Genomic DNA, 15,253 nt, shown 5'->3' on the forward strand with positions numbered 1-15,253 from the left:
AAGCCTGTGACGGTGTGAGCGTGCTCTGATTATCAGATCATCATGCCGTTAATTCGCTCTTCCGTCACCCCGATTTCCCGGAGCTGTCTGGATATTCGCTCGAAATCGCAAGCTGGGACTATAGGCTGCCTGGCTACGGTGCGGACCGGTTGGCGCAGCCTGAAGGTTTGCAGGTGCGTCCTGGACTGAGGAGGGAGGTGTTATTTGGTCAGGATAAGTTTGCCGAGTTTGGTGATCGACAATCGATAGACCTCGGAGTTGTGTTGGATTTTCAGTTCCCGCTGTCCCTTGAACAGAGCCTTGGTATCGAGGACGAGGTCATGGCTGTCCTGATAGCTGGGTTGCGGACGGCTGAGACCGGAGATCGACAGTTTGTCACGACGGACCTTGGTGGAATGCATCGGCGGTTCTTCCTCGCTGAGCGGCCAGATTTAGAGCTTTTAAAAACTTGAGCCAAATACTCAAGAAAATTTCTTGACACAAATACTCAAGTTTAAGTATCAAGGCAATGCCTGATTTGAAACGGCTGGGAATCGCGTCCTTCTGGTTCGTTTCAATTCAGGTCTGGCAACACGCTAGTTTGTCCGGCAAGCCAACCGTCCTCTCCTCTCCCTCAACGGTGAGCCAGCCAGATAAACCAGCCTGCCATCGAAACCGAACGGGGGCTCAATCGCGTCCTGTAGCTCCTTGTTCTGGTGACCGAACAAGAAAAAACCCGCCTCACTGAGGCGGGTTTTTTTGTTCAAGTCCGGGTCTGAAATGAGGCTGGATAAGCGCGCGAGAGTTCGCGCTGCACCCACCGCGCCTGACGGGGCGGGTCACCTCAAACGACCGGGCGTCCAGAGTCAGCTGGCGCGGGCGACGGGCTTTTGCGGGATCAGATCGATCTTCAGCAGGCTGCGCATTCCCTGGCGATCTTCGGAGAGGTCACCGATTGTCTTGGTATCAAGAACATCCAGGAAGGCTTCAAGTGCTTCATGCAGCAGGCCGTTGAAGCCGCAGGACATGATCAGCGGGCAGTCGGTCTTTCCCGAATCGAAGCATTCCGCCAGCAGGAAGCTTTCTTCCGCTGCACGAACCACTTCACCGACCGTGATGGATTCAGCCGGACGTGCCAGCATGACACCACCGTTTCGTCCACGGATCGTTCGGATCAGGTTCGAGTCGACCAGAACCTTCATGATCTTGAAGAGATGGGTTTCGGACATGTCGAAGCTGGCGGCGATGTCAGCCACCTTGCTTGGACGCTCGGGGTTCGCAGCACAGTACATCAGCGCGCGAACCGCATAATTGGTTTGTTGTGTCAGGCGCATAGGTTAGATATGCGATCTCGTTCCATATCCGTCAACGATAATATTTGAGTTCAAACCTCGACTTTTAACGAGTTTGGCTCAACTCCCTGAAAATCCTTGTTTAAAAAAATTCTAAAGTTGCGTCGTTTCAGGTCCCCTTTGGAGAGTTGGCGCGGACTTTCGCAGGGGTCAGCCTAGGTCAGGCAGGTTGTCCTTCAGGAAGATGTCGATGCGAATACGCTCCTGTCCTTCAACAATTGGAGCTCCATCGCACAAGGATTTCAGCACACGGATCGCGCTGCGGACTTCGTGACCCGGATCCTGAGCGATGACGGCGTCGATGATGCCGGTTTCCAATGCCTGTCGGGTCTGGGACGTCAGCTCATGGGCAACGAAAGCGATTGGCCTGACCTCAGCCACCTCCTGCAAACCATCGATAAGCCCCTGGTTGCCCGCACCCATGTTGTAGAGCCCGATCAGATCTGGGTGATCGTTCAATAGCTGCTTCAGCATTGCGGCATTGCGGGTGGAATCGTCACGCCCCTCCTGAACAGGCAAAAGCGTCAGGTCGGGGAACTCCTCACGCAGAATGCGGGTGCATCCGGCATAACGCTCGGCATGATCCCGCAGTCCCAGCGACCCGGCCAAGAAGGCGACCTTGCCCCGATGTCCCGTGAGGAAGCGTCCTAGCAGGCGACCTGCAACGCGGCCGGCTGCATCATTGTTGATGCCGATGAAGTGCTGGCGGGCCGAGGCGGGGTGGTCGGAGATCAGCGTGACCACATGCACGCCGCGCTCCTGCAACCGGTCGACAGCTGCGCGCACCTCGGGAAAAGCTGGTGCAACAACGGCGACCCCATCGCAAGACGACTTGTCAAGAATGGCGAGCGTGCCGGTGACTGCGTGGGCGTCAAAGGCGTCGATCGGGATAATCTCGATCAGGATGCGTTCCTGGGTCAGTGCGGCGGCGCGATCCTCCACCTCACGCACCAGATCCTGCATGAAGCCGTTGGAGCTGTTGGGCAGCAGAAACTTCAGGCGGTAGGTTCGGCGCTTCGCCAGATTGGCAGCATGCACATCCGGAATGTAGTTCAAGGTCCGAACCGCAGCTTGAACCTTCTCGATTGTTATCTGGCGCACACCCGGACGGTTGTTCAAGACCCGGTCGACGGTTGCAAGGCTGACCCCGGCCTTGGCGGCAACATCGTGAATGGTGATTCGGCGCATTTTCGTCCTCGTGGCAGATCCGGGAGTATAGCCAGGAAAGCCGAGACGTCATCCCGAACCCAGAAGGCGTTGGGTAGCCTGGGGAGCTGGGAGCCGTGAGGCAGCGAGATCCTGCTCGACCGCGTGCTCAGCTGGCTAGTAGCGCGCGTCCAGCAGCGTGGCCGGAAGCCCAGGCCCACTGGAAGTTGAAGCCGCCGAGATGGCCGGTCACATCCACCACTTCGCCAATGAAATGGAGGCCGGGCACCCTTACAGCTTCGAAGCTTTTCGACGAGAGCTCACCGGTGTCGACGCCGCCCAAAGTCACCTCGGCGGTGCGGTAGCCTTCGGTTCCAACCGGCGTGAGGCGCCAGCCGTTGATCTGGTCTGCTGTCCGGGTCAGCACCTTGTTGGACATGTCCGCCAACTTGCCCTTCAGGTCAAATTCGCGCGTCAGCTCGTCGCCCAGTCGGGCAGGGAACATCCGTGTAACGGCAGTTCTCAATTCCTGCTTCGGATTCGTCTGTCGGGCCTCGGAGAGCTTATCGAAGACTGCGATGTCCGGTGCCATGTTGACCGAGATCGGCTTGCCCTCTTCCCAGAAAGAAGAGATTTGCAGGATCGACGGCCCCGAGAGACCGCGATGGGTGAAGAGTAGCCCTTCGCGGAAACGCGTCTTGCCAAAGCTGACTTCTGCATCAATCGATACGCCGGCCAATCGCTTGCACATCTCCTTGTGGGCATCGGAAAACGTCAGCGGTACCAGGGCCGGTCTTGTCGGTACCACCGAGAGGCCGAATTTCCGAGCAATCTCATAGCCGAACCCGGTTGCGCCCATCTTGGGGATCGACGGGCCACCGGTAGCAATCACCACAGCTCGGGCGCGCATGGGCCCGCGACTGGTTTCCAGACGAAACTGATTATCGGGCGTGGTAATATCGTCGACTGAGGTTTCCAGTAGCAGTTTACCCCCTGCGTCCCTCAGTTCATTCAGCAGCATGTCGATGATGTTTTGAGCGCTGTCGTCGCAAAACAGCTGGCCGAGCGTCTTCTCGTGCCAGGCAATCCGATACTTTTCGACGAGTTGCAGGAAATCGTGCTGGGTGTAGCGCTTAAGAGCCGAAATGCAGAAGCGGGGATTTTGCGAAAGGTAGTTTGCCGGGCTGCAATGCAGATTGGTGAAATTGCACCGTCCACCGCCGGAAATGCGGATTTTCTCGGCTGGACGTTTTGCATGGTCCAGAACATGGACGCCAAGCCCGCGTTTTCCCGCTTCGATGGCGCACATGAAGCCGGCGGCGCCCCCACCTACAACGATGACATCAGTTTCCAACATAGCGGCTGCTGTAGCCTGCCGAGGCTCAAATCACAAGTAAAGCGAAAGAGAAGCGATTTGACATTTTGTTCCAGTTCTTTGACATTATACGAAGAGAAGGGGCTTCATATGGTGGATAAGACTGATGCGGGTGGGTTGATCCTTTCTTCGGTGATTCTGCGTTTGCGTGGACAACTGGCCGAGGCAGGGCTGGATTGGCGGGCGATCGAGCGCGCGTTCAAACTGGATCCGGATCAGGCCCATCAGGGCGAACAGTTTGTTCCGCTGGCGAATTTTGCGGGCTATCTCTATGAGACGGCGAATGTTCTCAATGATGAAGCCTATGGACTGAAACTGGGCCACGGAGCACCAATCGGCATTGCGTCCGTCTATGATTACGTCAGCCTGGCTGCACCGTCTTTCAATGAGGCCTTTGACAACTGGCTGCGCTATCAAAGCATTATTTCCAGCTCGATCATTGTGACCCGTTCGCAGGAGAACGGTCGTGCCTACCTCAATTGGGAGTTCCCAGAGACAGTCGGTCCGCAGGCTCAGATTTGCGGGATGACATTGGGCTTCGCAAGCAGTCGCATTCGCCGGATGGCTGGAGACAGGAAGGTTGAGCTCTTTGTAGACATGCCCTGCAAGCAACCGGACGACATGACCGACCACACCAGCATTCTTGGTCCGAACGTCCGCTTTTCCAGGCCCCACTTGCGGCTTGGCGTTCCTGTCGAAATTCTCGAGTGGAAGCCGGTTGACAGTGAAAGCAACCTACTGACCATCATCGAAAAGTCGGCTCTTCACATTCTACAGGCCCAGCACAGTCGCGGGGATGTGATTTTCCGGATTTCAAGCGAGATCAGTGAATGCCTGAAGCAGGGTGAAGCCAGCTTGATGACGGTTGCCGGACGTCTGGGCATGTCACGGCGTGGCCTTCAACGGCAATTGGAGCATTCCAACACCACCTTCCGAGCTTTGCTGGATGATGTGCGTCACTCTCTCGCTTTGCGCTATCTGAAGGAAAGCGACCTGTCGCTGTCAGAGATCGCCTATCGGCTGGGTTACTCAGAATTGAGTGCGTTCTCCAGAGCGGCGAAAGGTTGGTTCGGGGTACCTCCGCTGCAGATGCGTCACCGCGCATTCAAAGGCAAAAAACGCAAGTCTGCCGTGTCGCCGCCCCCGGAAGATTTGGCCGTCGGCGCTGTCGTTGTAGATCCTGCGCCCGAAAAAGGGCCGGACGTATCCGGCCCTCTTGGAAAAGTGCACTAGGTGAAAAGCCTTGAACGCGGCTTTCCTTAAAACGCAGCTTCGACGTCGCCCATCTCCACATAAACGCTTTTCACCTGAGAGTAGTGCTCCAGGGCTGCGTGGCCGTTTTCGCGACCGATCCCGGACGACTTGTGGCCCCCAAATGGCATTTCGATCGGCGTGAGATTGTAGGTATTGATCCAGCAGGTGCCGGCTTCCAGTCCTGCTGCAACACGGTGCCCCCGCTGCAGGTCCCTGGTGAATACGCCGGCTGCAAGGCCGAAGTCCGTGTCGTTTGCACGGGCTAGAACCTCTTCTTCCGTGTCGAAATCCAGAACGCACATCACTGGCCCGAAGATTTCCTCACGGGCGATGCGCATGTCGTCCTTCACCTCGGCAAAGACTGTTGGCTCAACGAAATATCCGTCAGGCAGCGCGGCCACTGATGTGGGGTTGCCGCCGAAGACCAGGCGAGCGCCTTCTTCCTGGCCAAGTGCCATGTAGCCCAGAACCTTTTCCAGCTGCGGTTCGGACACCAGAGGGCCAACGTTGACGCTCTCGTCCATGGGGTCGCCGATGATAGAGCCGGCTTCGGTGCGCTCTTTCAGGCGCTCCAGGAATGCATCCTTGATGCCTTTCTGGACGAAGACGCGGGTGCCGTTGGAGCAGATCTGGCCGGTTGAATAAAAATTCGCGTTGATCGCAGCGGAAACCGCGTTCTCGACGTTTGCATCGTTGAAAATGATCAGTGGCGACTTGCCACCCAGCTCCAGTGTCACCTTCTTCAAGTGTTCGCCTGCAAGGGCGGCGACGCGCTTGCCGGTCGGCACGGAACCCGTCAGCGAGACCTTTGCCGTCAGCGGATGGGCCGTCAGGCCTGCGCCGACCGGACCGTTGCCCTGCAGGACGTCGAAGACCCCATCGGGCAGGCCGGCCTCTGTGAAGATTTCGGCCAGCTTCAGCGCACTCAAGGGCGTGACTTCCGACGGCTTGAACACCATGGCGTTGCCACAGGCCAAGGCAGGAGCCGCTTTCCAGCAGGCGATCTGGATCGGGTAGTTCCACGCGCCGATCCCGACGCAAACGCCAAGCGCTTCCCGGCGAGTGTAGGCAAAGGTCCCGCCGCCCAGGTCGATGTGTTCGCCGGTGACAGAGGCAGCAATGCCCCCGAAATATTCAAGGCAGTCGGCACCCGAGGCCGCATCGGCGATCAATGTTTCCTGCAGCGGTTTGCCAGTGTCGAGAGTTTCCAGTTCCGAAAGTTCGCGGTTGCGCTCGCGCAGGAGGGCGGCTGCGCGCTGCAGCACCCGACCACGCTCGACCGGCGCCATGGCAGCCCAGATTTTCTGGCCTTTGCTGGCGGCCTGCATGGTCTCGTCGATGAGCTCGACGCTGGCGATATGCAGCTCAGCGATCGTTTCACCAGTCGCCGGGTAGATCGAGGTGAAGACGGCACCTTCCGCGTTCTCACGGTATTGGCCGTTGATGTAGTGGGAGGCAGTGGGCTGTGCGCGCATGAGGGGCCTCTGGAGTTTGAGTGAATTCGACAGATGATATCAGCGTTGGCTTGATTGCCAGTCCGGGTGGATCCACGGCTCCTGGTTCGATGCCGCAAGGGGAGGCTTTTCCAGAATGTGATCGGCGGCTTTTTCCCCGACCATGATCGACGGGCCGTTGAGGTTGCCGTTGGTGATCTGCGGGAAGATCGAGCTGTCGGCAACCCGCAGGCCATCGACACCAATGACCCTGCATTCCGGGTCGACAACGGCCATTGGGTCGCTGGCATCGCCCATTCGGCAGGTGCCACAAGGATGGTAGGCGCTCTCGACGTGCTCCGAAATAAAGGCGTTGAGATCTTCATCGGATTGAACATCAACGCCCGGTTGGATTTCCTTGCCGCGATATTCGTCGAAGGCGGACTGGCCGAAAATCTCGCGGGTCAGGCGGATGGCGGTGCGGAAGTCGGCCCAGTCCTCGTCCTGCGACATGTAGTTGAAGAGAATGGACGGCGCCGCCTTTGGATCCGGGGACGTCAGTTTGATCCGGCCGCGTGACCTGGAGCGCATTGGCCCGACGTGGGCCTGAAAACCGTGGCCTTCGGCGGCTGCCTGTCCGTCATAGCGGACCGCGAAAGGTAGGAAATGATATTGGATGTCCGGATATTCGATCCCGGCCTTGGAACGGATAAAGGCACAAGCTTCGAAGTGATTGGAGGCACCCAGCCCTTTGCCTTGCAACAGCCATTGCAGCCCGATGAAAGCCTTGGAGATCGGGTTCCAGTGCTTGTAGAGCGTGATCGGCTTGGAACAGGCCTGCTGGATGTAGAGTTCCAGGTGGTCCTGCAGGTTCGCACCAACGCCTGGACGATCCGCAATCACCTCAATTCCCAAGGCCCCGAGGTCCTTGGCAGAGCCGATGCCGGACTGCAACAGCAGCTTGGGCGAATTGATCGAGGAGGCAGCAAGGATGACCTCCTTTCCAGCAAGCACGTCCTGTGTTCGGCCTGACGCCTCGTAGCGAACCCCTGTCGCGCGACGTTCCTCAAACAGCACCCTCTCGACCAGGGCGCCCTTGATGAGCGTCAGGTTGGGGCGCTTCAAGGCAGGCTTGAGATAGGCGTTGGCGGCCGACCAGCGCTTGCCCTTGTGGACGGTCATCTCCATGTCGGCGAAGCCTTCCTGGCGCTCGCCGTTATAGTCCGGCGTCACAGCGTAGCCGGCTTCTTCACCGGCCTTTTTGAAGGCCGCGTAAAGCGGGTTCCACTTGGTGCCGCGCTGCACATGCAGAGGCCCGGATGTTCCGCGCCAGCCAGCCTGTCCGCCATGGGATGTTTCTTGCCGTTGGAAGTAGGGCAGCACATTGCGATAGCCCCAACCGTGGGCGCCCATCTCTTCCCAGGTGTCGAAGTCCTTGGCGTGTCCACGCACATAGACCATCCCGTTGATGGATGAGGATCCGCCGATGACCTTGCCGCGCGGGGTCGCCAGCCGCCGCCCGTTCAAATGTGGTTCCGGTTCGCTCTGGTATCCCCAGTCGTAGCGACTCATGTTCATCGGATACGACAGGGCCGCCGGCATCTGAATGAACGGTCCGGCATCCGTGCCGCCAAACTCCAGCAAGAGAACCGAGTTGGACGGATCTTCTGTGAGGCGCGAAGCAAGGGCGCAACCGGCACTGCCGGCGCCTACGATGATGTAATCATATGTGACTGACATGGGGCTTTCGATACCTTGGGGCTTCTATCGGCTGGTTATTTGAAGGTGCTCTTGTGCGGGAGCCGCAGCGCTGGTCTGGTAGAAGGCAATTTGCGCCTCGACGAATTGTTCAACCATCTCAATCGCCGAAGAGCGGTTGGCCGGGCCGTCACGCAGAGCATGGCGGATCCACACGCCATCGATCATCGAGGCGGTGCCTTCCGCAACGTGGCGTGCATCCTTCGGGCTCATGAACGTTTTCAGGTTGAAGGCCAGGTTCGAGGCCAGCCGCGCGGCATAAATCTGTAGAAGACGGCGGTTTCCGTCGTGGTTGCGGGCTTGAATGTAGAAAGCCAGCCAGGCGGCAATCGTCGCGTCACGGAACTGCTCGGGTGAAAAGTTGCCTGCGATAATCGCGCTGAGCCGGGCGCGCGGTGTATCGGCGTTGCGCAGCTCGCAGCGGATGCTGTCCTGCAGATCCTTCAGCATATGGCGCATGGTTGCAGCTAGAAGCTGGTCCTTGCTGCCAAAATAATGCAGGGCCAATCCGCTGGAGACACCAGCCCGTTTGGCGATCTGTGCCAGCGTCACATCGAAAAATCCACGATCGTGGATGGCCTCGATCGTTGCAGCGATCAGGCTTTTTCGGCGTTCAGCTTCCATTCCGATACGTGGCACCGGCATCTCCTTATTCGCGCCAAAGGTATTTTTGATTGAACAGTCAATCAATAAAAAACTTGAAACTGCGGCATTAAGATGGTTGCCTACAGACGCTTTTGCAGAAAAGCAAGCAGAGTAACGGAGCAATGCGACGGCAACGCTGGCGCAAAATGAACGTGAGTGTCTTCAACAGGAATGTCGGGGATGCGTGGACGTCAGCTGATGACCATCTGCTTGCGTCTTGCCGTAACCTACGCATAGTTACGGTCTAATCAGAACGGAGGCTTTTGAATGAACCACTTTGTGAAAATGTCTGGCGGTGTTGCGCTGGCTGTCGCCCTGACGAGCGGAACTGCACTCGCGGATGTTTCCGAGGCCTGCAAGACTGTTCGGTTCTCCGATGTCGGCTGGACGGATATCACCGCCACCACAGCGGCGACTTCTGTCGTGCTCGGTGCGCTCGGATATGAGCCGGAAACCAAGATCCTGTCTGTTCCTGTCACCTACGCGTCGCTGAAGAACAAGGACATTGATGTGTTCCTCGGCAACTGGATGCCGACGATGGAAGGCGACATCGCCAAGTTCCGTGAGGATGGCAGCGTCGAAACCGTTCGCGCCAATCTGAAAGGGGCGAAATACACGCTGGCTGTTCCGGCTTACACCTATGAAAAGGGTCTGAAGAGCTTTGCTGACATTGCCAAGTTTTCCGACGATCTTGATGGCAAGATCTACGGCATCGAGCCGGGCAACGACGGCAACCGCCTGATCCTCGACATGATCGAAGGCAACGCTTTCGACCTGAAGGATTTCGATGTGGTCGAATCCTCCGAGCAGGGCATGCTGGCGCAGGTCGCACGGGCTGAGAAGCGCAACCAGGATGTTGTCTTCCTCGGTTGGGCGCCGCACCCGATGAACGCCAACTTCGAACTCAAGTATCTTGAAGGTGGTGATGACTTCTTCGGTCCAGATTACGGCGGAGCGACTGTCTACACCAACGTTCGCGCCGGCTACACGCAAGAATGCCCGAATGTCGGAAAGCTCCTGAACAATCTCGAATTCTCCCTCAAGATGGAGAATGAGATCATGGGCGCGATCCTCAACGATGGCACTGAGCCGGAAGCGGCAGCTGAAGCATGGCTGAAGGCCAATCCATCGGCAGCCGAGGCCTGGCTTGACGGCGTGACCAGCATTGATGGTGGCGCTGGCTACGACGTCGTGAAGACAAAACTGGGCCTATAAGGTTCGGTTGCCAGACCGCTAGACAGTCTGGCCAAGACGTTCGGCAGGACCTGGGTTCAGGTTCTGCCGAATTAGGTTTCAGGGCTTCATGGGGCTGCCCTGCTGGAAATGCAGAACGATGAAATTGGAGTAGCGGGTTTGGAGTGGCTGACGAGGAACAAGCTGCCGGTAGGCGATGTCGCCGAGAGCATTGTCGACTGGCTGACGGAGAACGCCTATTGGGTGTTCGATGCGATTGCCGACGTGCTGAAGAGCGTCATTGAAGGGATCCTCTGGCTGCTGCTGGCCCCGCATCCACTCATCGTCGTTGCTGTCATTGTGGCGCTTGCGGTGATCGTCAAACGCAATATCGCCTTTGCGGCATTTGTCGCCGTCTCCCTGCTCTTCATCATCAATCAGGGCTATTGGTCCGAAACCATGGAGACCCTGGCGCTGGTTGCAGCTGCGTCCTTTGTCTGTGTGATCATTGGTGTTCCAATCGGTGTCATGGCCGCGCATCGACCGAGGGTCTATGTGGTGATGCGACCTGTTCTCGACATGATGCAGACCATCCCGACCTTCGTGTATCTGATCCCGGCGTTGATCCTGTTCGGGCTCGGCATGGTGCCGGGGCTGGTGGCAACGGTGATTTTTGCCGTGCCTGCGCCTATTCGCCTGACGCAGCTCGGTGTTTCGTCCACACCATCCCACCTATTGGAAGCCGGACACGCCTTCGGCGCAACGAAATCGCAGCTGCTGTGGAAGATCGAACTGCCGTACGCGCTGCCCCAGATCATGGCGGGTCTGACGCAGACCATCATGCTGTCGCTCTCCATGGTGGTCATTGCCGGGATGGTTGGAGCGCCGGGACTCGGTGCAGAGATCGTCCGCGCGCTGGGCCGGGCGGACATCGCCAAGGGCTTCGAAGTTGGCGTGGCAATTGTTCTGATTGCGATCATTCTGGACCGCTTCTTTCAGCAGCAGGAAACGAATGGGGACCGCAAATGACCGATCAACCGATGATCAAATTTCGTGAGGTCGACATCGTCTTCGGCGACAAGCCGCAGTCTGCCTTGCCAATGATCGACCAACACAAGACCCGTGAAGAAATTCAGGCCGAGGTTGGACAGACCCTGGGTGTCGCCGGGGCCAGCCTCGATGTCAAGGCAGGTGAAGTTCTCGTGCTGATGGGTCTGTCAGGCTCGGGCAAGTCGACGCTTTTGCGCGCTGTGAACGGCCTCAATCCGGTTATTCGCGGCGACGTGGAAGTCGCGATGAATGGTTCCTACGTCAATCCGGCCAAATGCACGGCTGAAGAATTGAAAGAGCTGCGCCGCCGTCAGGTTGCCATGGTGTTCCAGCAATTTGCGCTGCTGCCATGGCGCACGGTCGAAGACAATGTGGCTTTCGGCCTTGAGCTGGCCGGCGTGCCGAAGTCCAAGCGCATGGAAAAAGTGAAAGAGCAGCTTGAGCTGGTCGGCCTCGACGGTTGGGGCGAAAAATACGTTCATGAACTGTCAGGCGGAATGCAGCAACGCGTAGGGCTTGCACGTGCCTTTGCAACAGACGCACCGGTCCTGCTGATGGACGAGCCTTTCTCCGCACTGGATCCTCTGATCCGCGACCGGCTGCAGGATGAGCTTCTGGATCTACAGAAACGTCTTAACCGGACCATTCTTTTCGTCAGTCACGATCTGGATGAGGCAGCCAAGATCGGAACGCGTATCGCGATCATGGAAGGCGGACGGGTTATTCAGCTCGGCACGCCTCAGGAGATCGTCCGGAAGCCGGCGACGGAGTATGTGGCCGATTTTGTTGGGCATATGAATCCGCTGACGGTACTGCGCGCACGTGACATTATGGTACCGGTATCACCGGAGGATGTGGTTCCGGAAGATGCAATCTTTTGTAAACCACATGAGAAGATTCGCGATGTCATGAAGCTGCAAAAATCAGCCCTGAGCGACGTCTGGATCGAAGAGGAGGGCAAGGCGCTTGGTAAGGTTTCCGAGCGCCAGCTGATTGATTGCCTGATCACGTAACGGTAAACTTGCCAAGCTCCATCGTGATTATTCGCGATGGGGCAACGTATTGTTTTCTATGAGTATTCGAGTAATTTCTTTTAAGGCTTTTTACGTAGCGTAGGCCTGTCGGAAGGAGACAGACTATGTTCCTATATCAGTCACTGGATAAGGTTTTTCCTCGCAGCTACACGGCAAAAGTCTTCTGTGTTGCTTTCATCGGAACCCACGTCCCACTCATATGCATGGTGATGGTCGTACTCTTCCGTCACGGCGGAATTTGGGGCCAGATCGACGTTCTTGCCCCCTTGTTGTTGGCCACCCTCGCTGGAACGTTTGCCACCTTGTGGAGCCTGAAAGCGATCCTCGTGCCGATCTACAAGGTTCAAAGCACGATGGAGAGCTTTGCAGCGGATCACACCGCCGAACCATTGCCCGATATCCACTCTGACGAAGTTGGGTCCCTGATGAAAAGCGTCAACTCCCACTTCAGTCTGGTCACCTCGGAACTGTCGGAGGCGATGGAGGCGGCGCATACAGACCCACTGACCGGTCTGCTCAACCGGCGCGGCTTCGAGGCCAGAACATCCGAGCAGTGCATGGGATCGATCCTGCTGATCGACATCGACAACTTCAAGAGCATCAATGACAACTTCGGCCATGATGCCGGTGACGATGTGCTGATCGAGGTCTCGCGGGTGCTGACTGAAAGCGTGCGAACGTCGGATGTAGTTGGTCGCTATGGCGGAGAAGAGTTCATCGTATTCCTTCCCAACTCCGAACATCGTTCTTCCAGTGTGATTGCGGAACGTATCCGCCGATCCGTTGCCCAAAAGGTCCACATCGGGCCACGGTTGGTGACCGTGTCGGTGGGCGTGGCAATTGGCAGCCGCAGTAAGACGATCCCGGATCTCATCCCGAAAGCCGATGATGCGATCTATCGGGCCAAGCGTGAGGGCCGCAACCGGGTCGTCATCTCGGGCTTCGCTGTGGTGTGACAGGTTGGCTGCCCAAAAACGGGACCTTCCGGTCCCTGTCTGTGGAACTGGGTGGAGACGGTGCTATGATGCGCCGTCTCCACCCAGTTCCACAGGACGCCGTTCTTGCAAGCCCCAGATCCGTTTCGCCATCATCCGAACCTTCGGTCCAAGATTCAGGACCCTTTGACATCCCGCTTCCGCTCTCTTGATCTGACCGACATGGATCGCGACATGCAGGGGCGCGGCTTCGGCCCGGACTGGCGCCGTTGCGACGAGGACCGCAATGCCTCCCGTCTGGCCACACTCGAAGGCCGTCTCGATGAGGATCTTTGGGTGTTTGCATATGGGTCCTTGATGTGGGACCCGGCCTTCATCTTTTCGGATATCCGACGGGCGACAGCGACAGGCTTTCATCGGCGGTTCTGTCTGCGCTCGGAAGTCGGGCGCGGTACCCCGGAGCAACCCGGTCTGATGGCCGGGCTGGACGTAGGCGGTGTCTGTCAGGGGCTGGTGTTCAAGATCGATGGCCATCTGGTCGAAGAGGAAAGCCATTTTCTATGGCGCCGTGAAATGCTCATGCGATCCTATGCGCCAGAGTTCCTGACCTTGGAAACCGCTGAGGGACAGGTTGATGCCCTGTCGTTTCTGGTCAACCGAGACAACCCTCTACTGCTGCCGCCGATGGGTCTTGAGGAAACTGCGCGCGCCATTGCCCATGCTGAGGGCTATCTCGGGCCCAACATCGACTATCTGGAAAATCTCGCCAACTATTTCGAGTGGCTGGGCCTCGACGATGCCGAGCTCTTCGAGTTGCGTGACCTTGCGTGCGAACACCGGAGAATGGCTCTGGCAAGCCTCTCGGTTTGAAGCGAGCATGTCCAGAAAAAAGCACCCGCCGAGCCTGTCGACGGGTGCGTTGCAGTGCTTCAGTAAACCGTTGTGGTCAGACTTCGCCGGACAGTGCCTTGTCGAAGATCTCCAGCGCACCTTCTTTCGTCAGCTTGACCGGGTTGCCGCCTGCCGTCGGATCGACAACGGCCATCTCGGCAATAAGATCGCGTTTTGCACCGTCGACATTCAGGCCTTTCAGCGTGTGTGGAACACCGAGGTCTTCGCGCAGTTTCAGGATTGCATCCAGAACGCCCTGATAGCCGCCGGCAATGCCGAGGAAACCCGCGAGTCGTTCGAACTTCTGTTCAATGGCAGCTTTGTTAAACTGCAGCACATAAGGCATGAAGACTGCATTGGTCATGCCGTGGTGCGTGTCATACAGCGCACCAACCGGGTGTGAGAGGGAGTGAATGGCGCCCAGGCCTTTCTGGAAGGCGACTGCACCCATCGCAGCTGCGCTCATCAGATGGCCACGGGCTTCCAGGTCGGATCCGTCAGCGGCAACCTTTGGCAGGTTTTCAAGCACCAGCCGGATACCTTCCAGTGCAATGCCTTCTGACATTGGGTGGTAGAACGGCGAGGAGTAGGCTTCGAGGCAATGTGCCAGCGCATCCATGCCTGTACCCACTGTGATCATCTTTGGCATGCCGGCAGTCAGCTCGGGATCGCAGATCACGATGGCCGGCAGCATCTTGGGATGGAAGATCACCTTCTTGGTGTGGGTTTCGGAGTTGGTGACAACACCGGCACGGCCGACTTCAGAGCCGGTTCCGGCTGTGGTCGGAACGGCGATGATTGGCGCAATGCCGGCTTCATCTGCACGGGTCCACCAGTCACCGATATCTTCAAAATCCCAGATCGGACGGGTCTGTCCGGACATGAAGGCAATCAGCTTGCCCGCATCCAGGCCAGAGCCACCACCAAAGGCGATGACGCCGTCGTGCTTGCCCATCTTGTAGGCGGCGACACCTGCCTCGATGTTGGCATCGATCGGGTTCGGTTTGACGTTTGAGAACACGTCGGCGCCAAGACCGGCAGCTTTCAGGCTGGCGATGGCGTCTGCCACCATCGGCAGGGCGGCAACGCCCGGATCGGTAACGAGAAGCGGATTGCTCATGCCCGTCGCCTTGACCGCCTCAGGCAATTCCTTGATGCGGCCGACGCCGAAGCGCACGGAGGTTGGGTAAGACCAATTGATATGGGGAAGGGAGCTCATGCTGGTTCG

The 15,253-nt window shown here is 57.8% G+C and carries 14 protein-coding genes; 6 read left to right on the forward strand and 8 right to left on the reverse strand.

The window, feature by feature from the left end; translation table 11 throughout:
• Window positions 1-200: 200 nt before the first annotated feature.
• The 4 genes from hemP to J0X15_RS10985 form a co-directional block, all read right to left on the reverse strand.
• On the reverse strand, window positions 201-401 hold the full coding sequence (gene hemP, locus J0X15_RS10970) for a hemin uptake protein HemP (protein WP_206940608.1): 201 nt from the start codon (window positions 399-401) through the stop codon (window positions 201-203).
• 444 nt (window positions 402-845) lie between these two features.
• Window positions 846-1,313, reverse strand: a complete 468-nt coding sequence (locus J0X15_RS10975) for an Rrf2 family transcriptional regulator (RefSeq protein ID WP_206940610.1) — start codon at window positions 1,311-1,313, stop codon at window positions 846-848.
• 168 nt (window positions 1,314-1,481) lie between these two features.
• The gene (locus tag J0X15_RS10980; protein ID WP_206940612.1) at window positions 1,482-2,519 is read right to left on the reverse strand and encodes a LacI family DNA-binding transcriptional regulator; all 1,038 of its coding nucleotides are present in this window, start codon (window positions 2,517-2,519) and stop codon (window positions 1,482-1,484) included.
• Window positions 2,520-2,646: 127 nt separating this feature from the next.
• Complete coding sequence (locus tag J0X15_RS10985; protein ID WP_206940615.1) at window positions 2,647-3,834, reverse strand: BaiN/RdsA family NAD(P)/FAD-dependent oxidoreductase; 1,188 nt, start codon at window positions 3,832-3,834, stop codon at window positions 2,647-2,649.
• Window positions 3,835-3,942: 108 nt separating this feature from the next.
• On the opposite strand from J0X15_RS10985, the gene J0X15_RS10990 reads away from it, so the two are divergent.
• Complete coding sequence (locus J0X15_RS10990; protein ID WP_206940617.1) at window positions 3,943-5,085, forward strand: helix-turn-helix transcriptional regulator; 1,143 nt, start codon at window positions 3,943-3,945, stop codon at window positions 5,083-5,085.
• A gap of 26 nt (window positions 5,086-5,111) precedes the next feature.
• Here J0X15_RS10990 and betB read toward each other — a convergent pair whose 3' ends face one another.
• From betB to betI, 3 genes are read right to left on the reverse strand one after another with little or no spacing between them, the layout of a single operon-like run.
• The gene (betB, locus tag J0X15_RS10995) at window positions 5,112-6,581 is read right to left on the reverse strand and encodes a betaine-aldehyde dehydrogenase (RefSeq protein WP_206940618.1); all 1,470 of its coding nucleotides are present in this window, start codon (window positions 6,579-6,581) and stop codon (window positions 5,112-5,114) included.
• Window positions 6,582-6,620: 39 nt separating this feature from the next.
• A complete protein-coding gene (gene betA, locus J0X15_RS11000; RefSeq protein ID WP_206940620.1) occupies window positions 6,621-8,279 on the reverse strand; it encodes a choline dehydrogenase in 1,659 nt (552 codons plus the stop codon).
• Between the two features lie 24 nt (window positions 8,280-8,303).
• On the reverse strand, window positions 8,304-8,936 hold the full coding sequence (betI, locus tag J0X15_RS11005) for a transcriptional regulator BetI (RefSeq protein ID WP_206940621.1): 633 nt from the start codon (window positions 8,934-8,936) through the stop codon (window positions 8,304-8,306).
• Window positions 8,937-9,209: 273 nt separating this feature from the next.
• Here betI and J0X15_RS11010 point away from each other — a divergent pair, with 273 nt between their 5' ends.
• From J0X15_RS11010 to J0X15_RS11030, 5 genes are all read left to right on the forward strand, one after another.
• The gene (locus J0X15_RS11010) at window positions 9,210-10,157 is read left to right on the forward strand and encodes a choline ABC transporter substrate-binding protein (protein WP_206940622.1); all 948 of its coding nucleotides are present in this window, start codon (window positions 9,210-9,212) and stop codon (window positions 10,155-10,157) included.
• 138 nt (window positions 10,158-10,295) lie between these two features.
• A complete protein-coding gene (gene choW / locus J0X15_RS11015; RefSeq protein WP_206941019.1) occupies window positions 10,296-11,144 on the forward strand; it encodes a choline ABC transporter permease subunit in 849 nt (282 codons plus the stop codon).
• A complete protein-coding gene (gene choV, locus J0X15_RS11020) occupies window positions 11,141-12,178 on the forward strand; it encodes a choline ABC transporter ATP-binding protein (protein WP_206940623.1) in 1,038 nt (345 codons plus the stop codon). Before choW ends, choV begins: the two co-directional genes overlap by 4 nt.
• Before the next feature lie 125 nt (window positions 12,179-12,303).
• Window positions 12,304-13,155: a GGDEF domain-containing protein gene (locus tag J0X15_RS11025; RefSeq protein WP_206940624.1), complete on the forward strand. Its 852-nt coding sequence runs from the start codon at window positions 12,304-12,306 to the stop codon at window positions 13,153-13,155.
• A gap of 105 nt (window positions 13,156-13,260) precedes the next feature.
• Window positions 13,261-14,004 carry a gamma-glutamylcyclotransferase gene (locus J0X15_RS11030; RefSeq protein WP_206940625.1) on the forward strand — a complete coding sequence of 248 codons (744 nt, stop codon included), beginning with the start codon at window positions 13,261-13,263 and terminating at the stop codon, window positions 14,002-14,004.
• Window positions 14,005-14,080: 76 nt separating this feature from the next.
• Here the strand turns inward: J0X15_RS11030 and J0X15_RS11035 are convergent, their stop codons facing one another.
• Window positions 14,081-15,244 carry an iron-containing alcohol dehydrogenase gene (locus J0X15_RS11035; RefSeq protein ID WP_206940626.1) on the reverse strand — a complete coding sequence of 388 codons (1,164 nt, stop codon included), beginning with the start codon at window positions 15,242-15,244 and terminating at the stop codon, window positions 14,081-14,083.
• Window positions 15,245-15,253: the final 9 nt, after the last annotated feature.

Origin of the sequence: Roseibium limicola, assembly GCF_017313085.1 — a bacterium.
GTDB classification, from domain to species: Bacteria; Pseudomonadota; Alphaproteobacteria; order Rhizobiales; family Stappiaceae; genus Roseibium; species Roseibium limicola.

Excerpts from the sequence above, each read along its gene's own strand:
- hemP (WP_206940608.1), bottom strand. The coding sequence starts at position 401 with ATGCATTCCACCAAGGTCCGTCGTGACAAACTGTCGATCTCCGGTCTC.
- J0X15_RS10975 (WP_206940610.1), bottom strand. The coding sequence starts at position 1,313 with ATGCGCCTGACACAACAAACCAATTATGCGGTTCGCGCGCTGATGTAC.
- J0X15_RS10980 (WP_206940612.1), bottom strand. The coding sequence starts at position 2,519 with ATGCGCCGAATCACCATTCACGATGTTGCCGCCAAGGCCGGGGTCAGC.
- J0X15_RS10985 (WP_206940615.1), bottom strand. The coding sequence starts at position 3,834 with ATGTTGGAAACTGATGTCATCGTTGTAGGTGGGGGCGCCGCCGGCTTC.
- J0X15_RS10990 (WP_206940617.1), top strand. The coding sequence starts at position 3,943 with ATGGTGGATAAGACTGATGCGGGTGGGTTGATCCTTTCTTCGGTGATT.
- betB (WP_206940618.1), bottom strand. The coding sequence starts at position 6,581 with ATGCGCGCACAGCCCACTGCCTCCCACTACATCAACGGCCAATACCGT.
- betA (WP_206940620.1), bottom strand. The coding sequence starts at position 8,279 with ATGTCAGTCACATATGATTACATCATCGTAGGCGCCGGCAGTGCCGGT.
- J0X15_RS11010 (WP_206940622.1), top strand. The coding sequence starts at position 9,210 with ATGAACCACTTTGTGAAAATGTCTGGCGGTGTTGCGCTGGCTGTCGCC.
- choV (WP_206940623.1), top strand. The coding sequence starts at position 11,141 with ATGACCGATCAACCGATGATCAAATTTCGTGAGGTCGACATCGTCTTC.
- J0X15_RS11025 (WP_206940624.1), top strand. The coding sequence starts at position 12,304 with ATGTTCCTATATCAGTCACTGGATAAGGTTTTTCCTCGCAGCTACACG.
- J0X15_RS11035 (WP_206940626.1), bottom strand. The coding sequence starts at position 15,244 with ATGAGCTCCCTTCCCCATATCAATTGGTCTTACCCAACCTCCGTGCGC.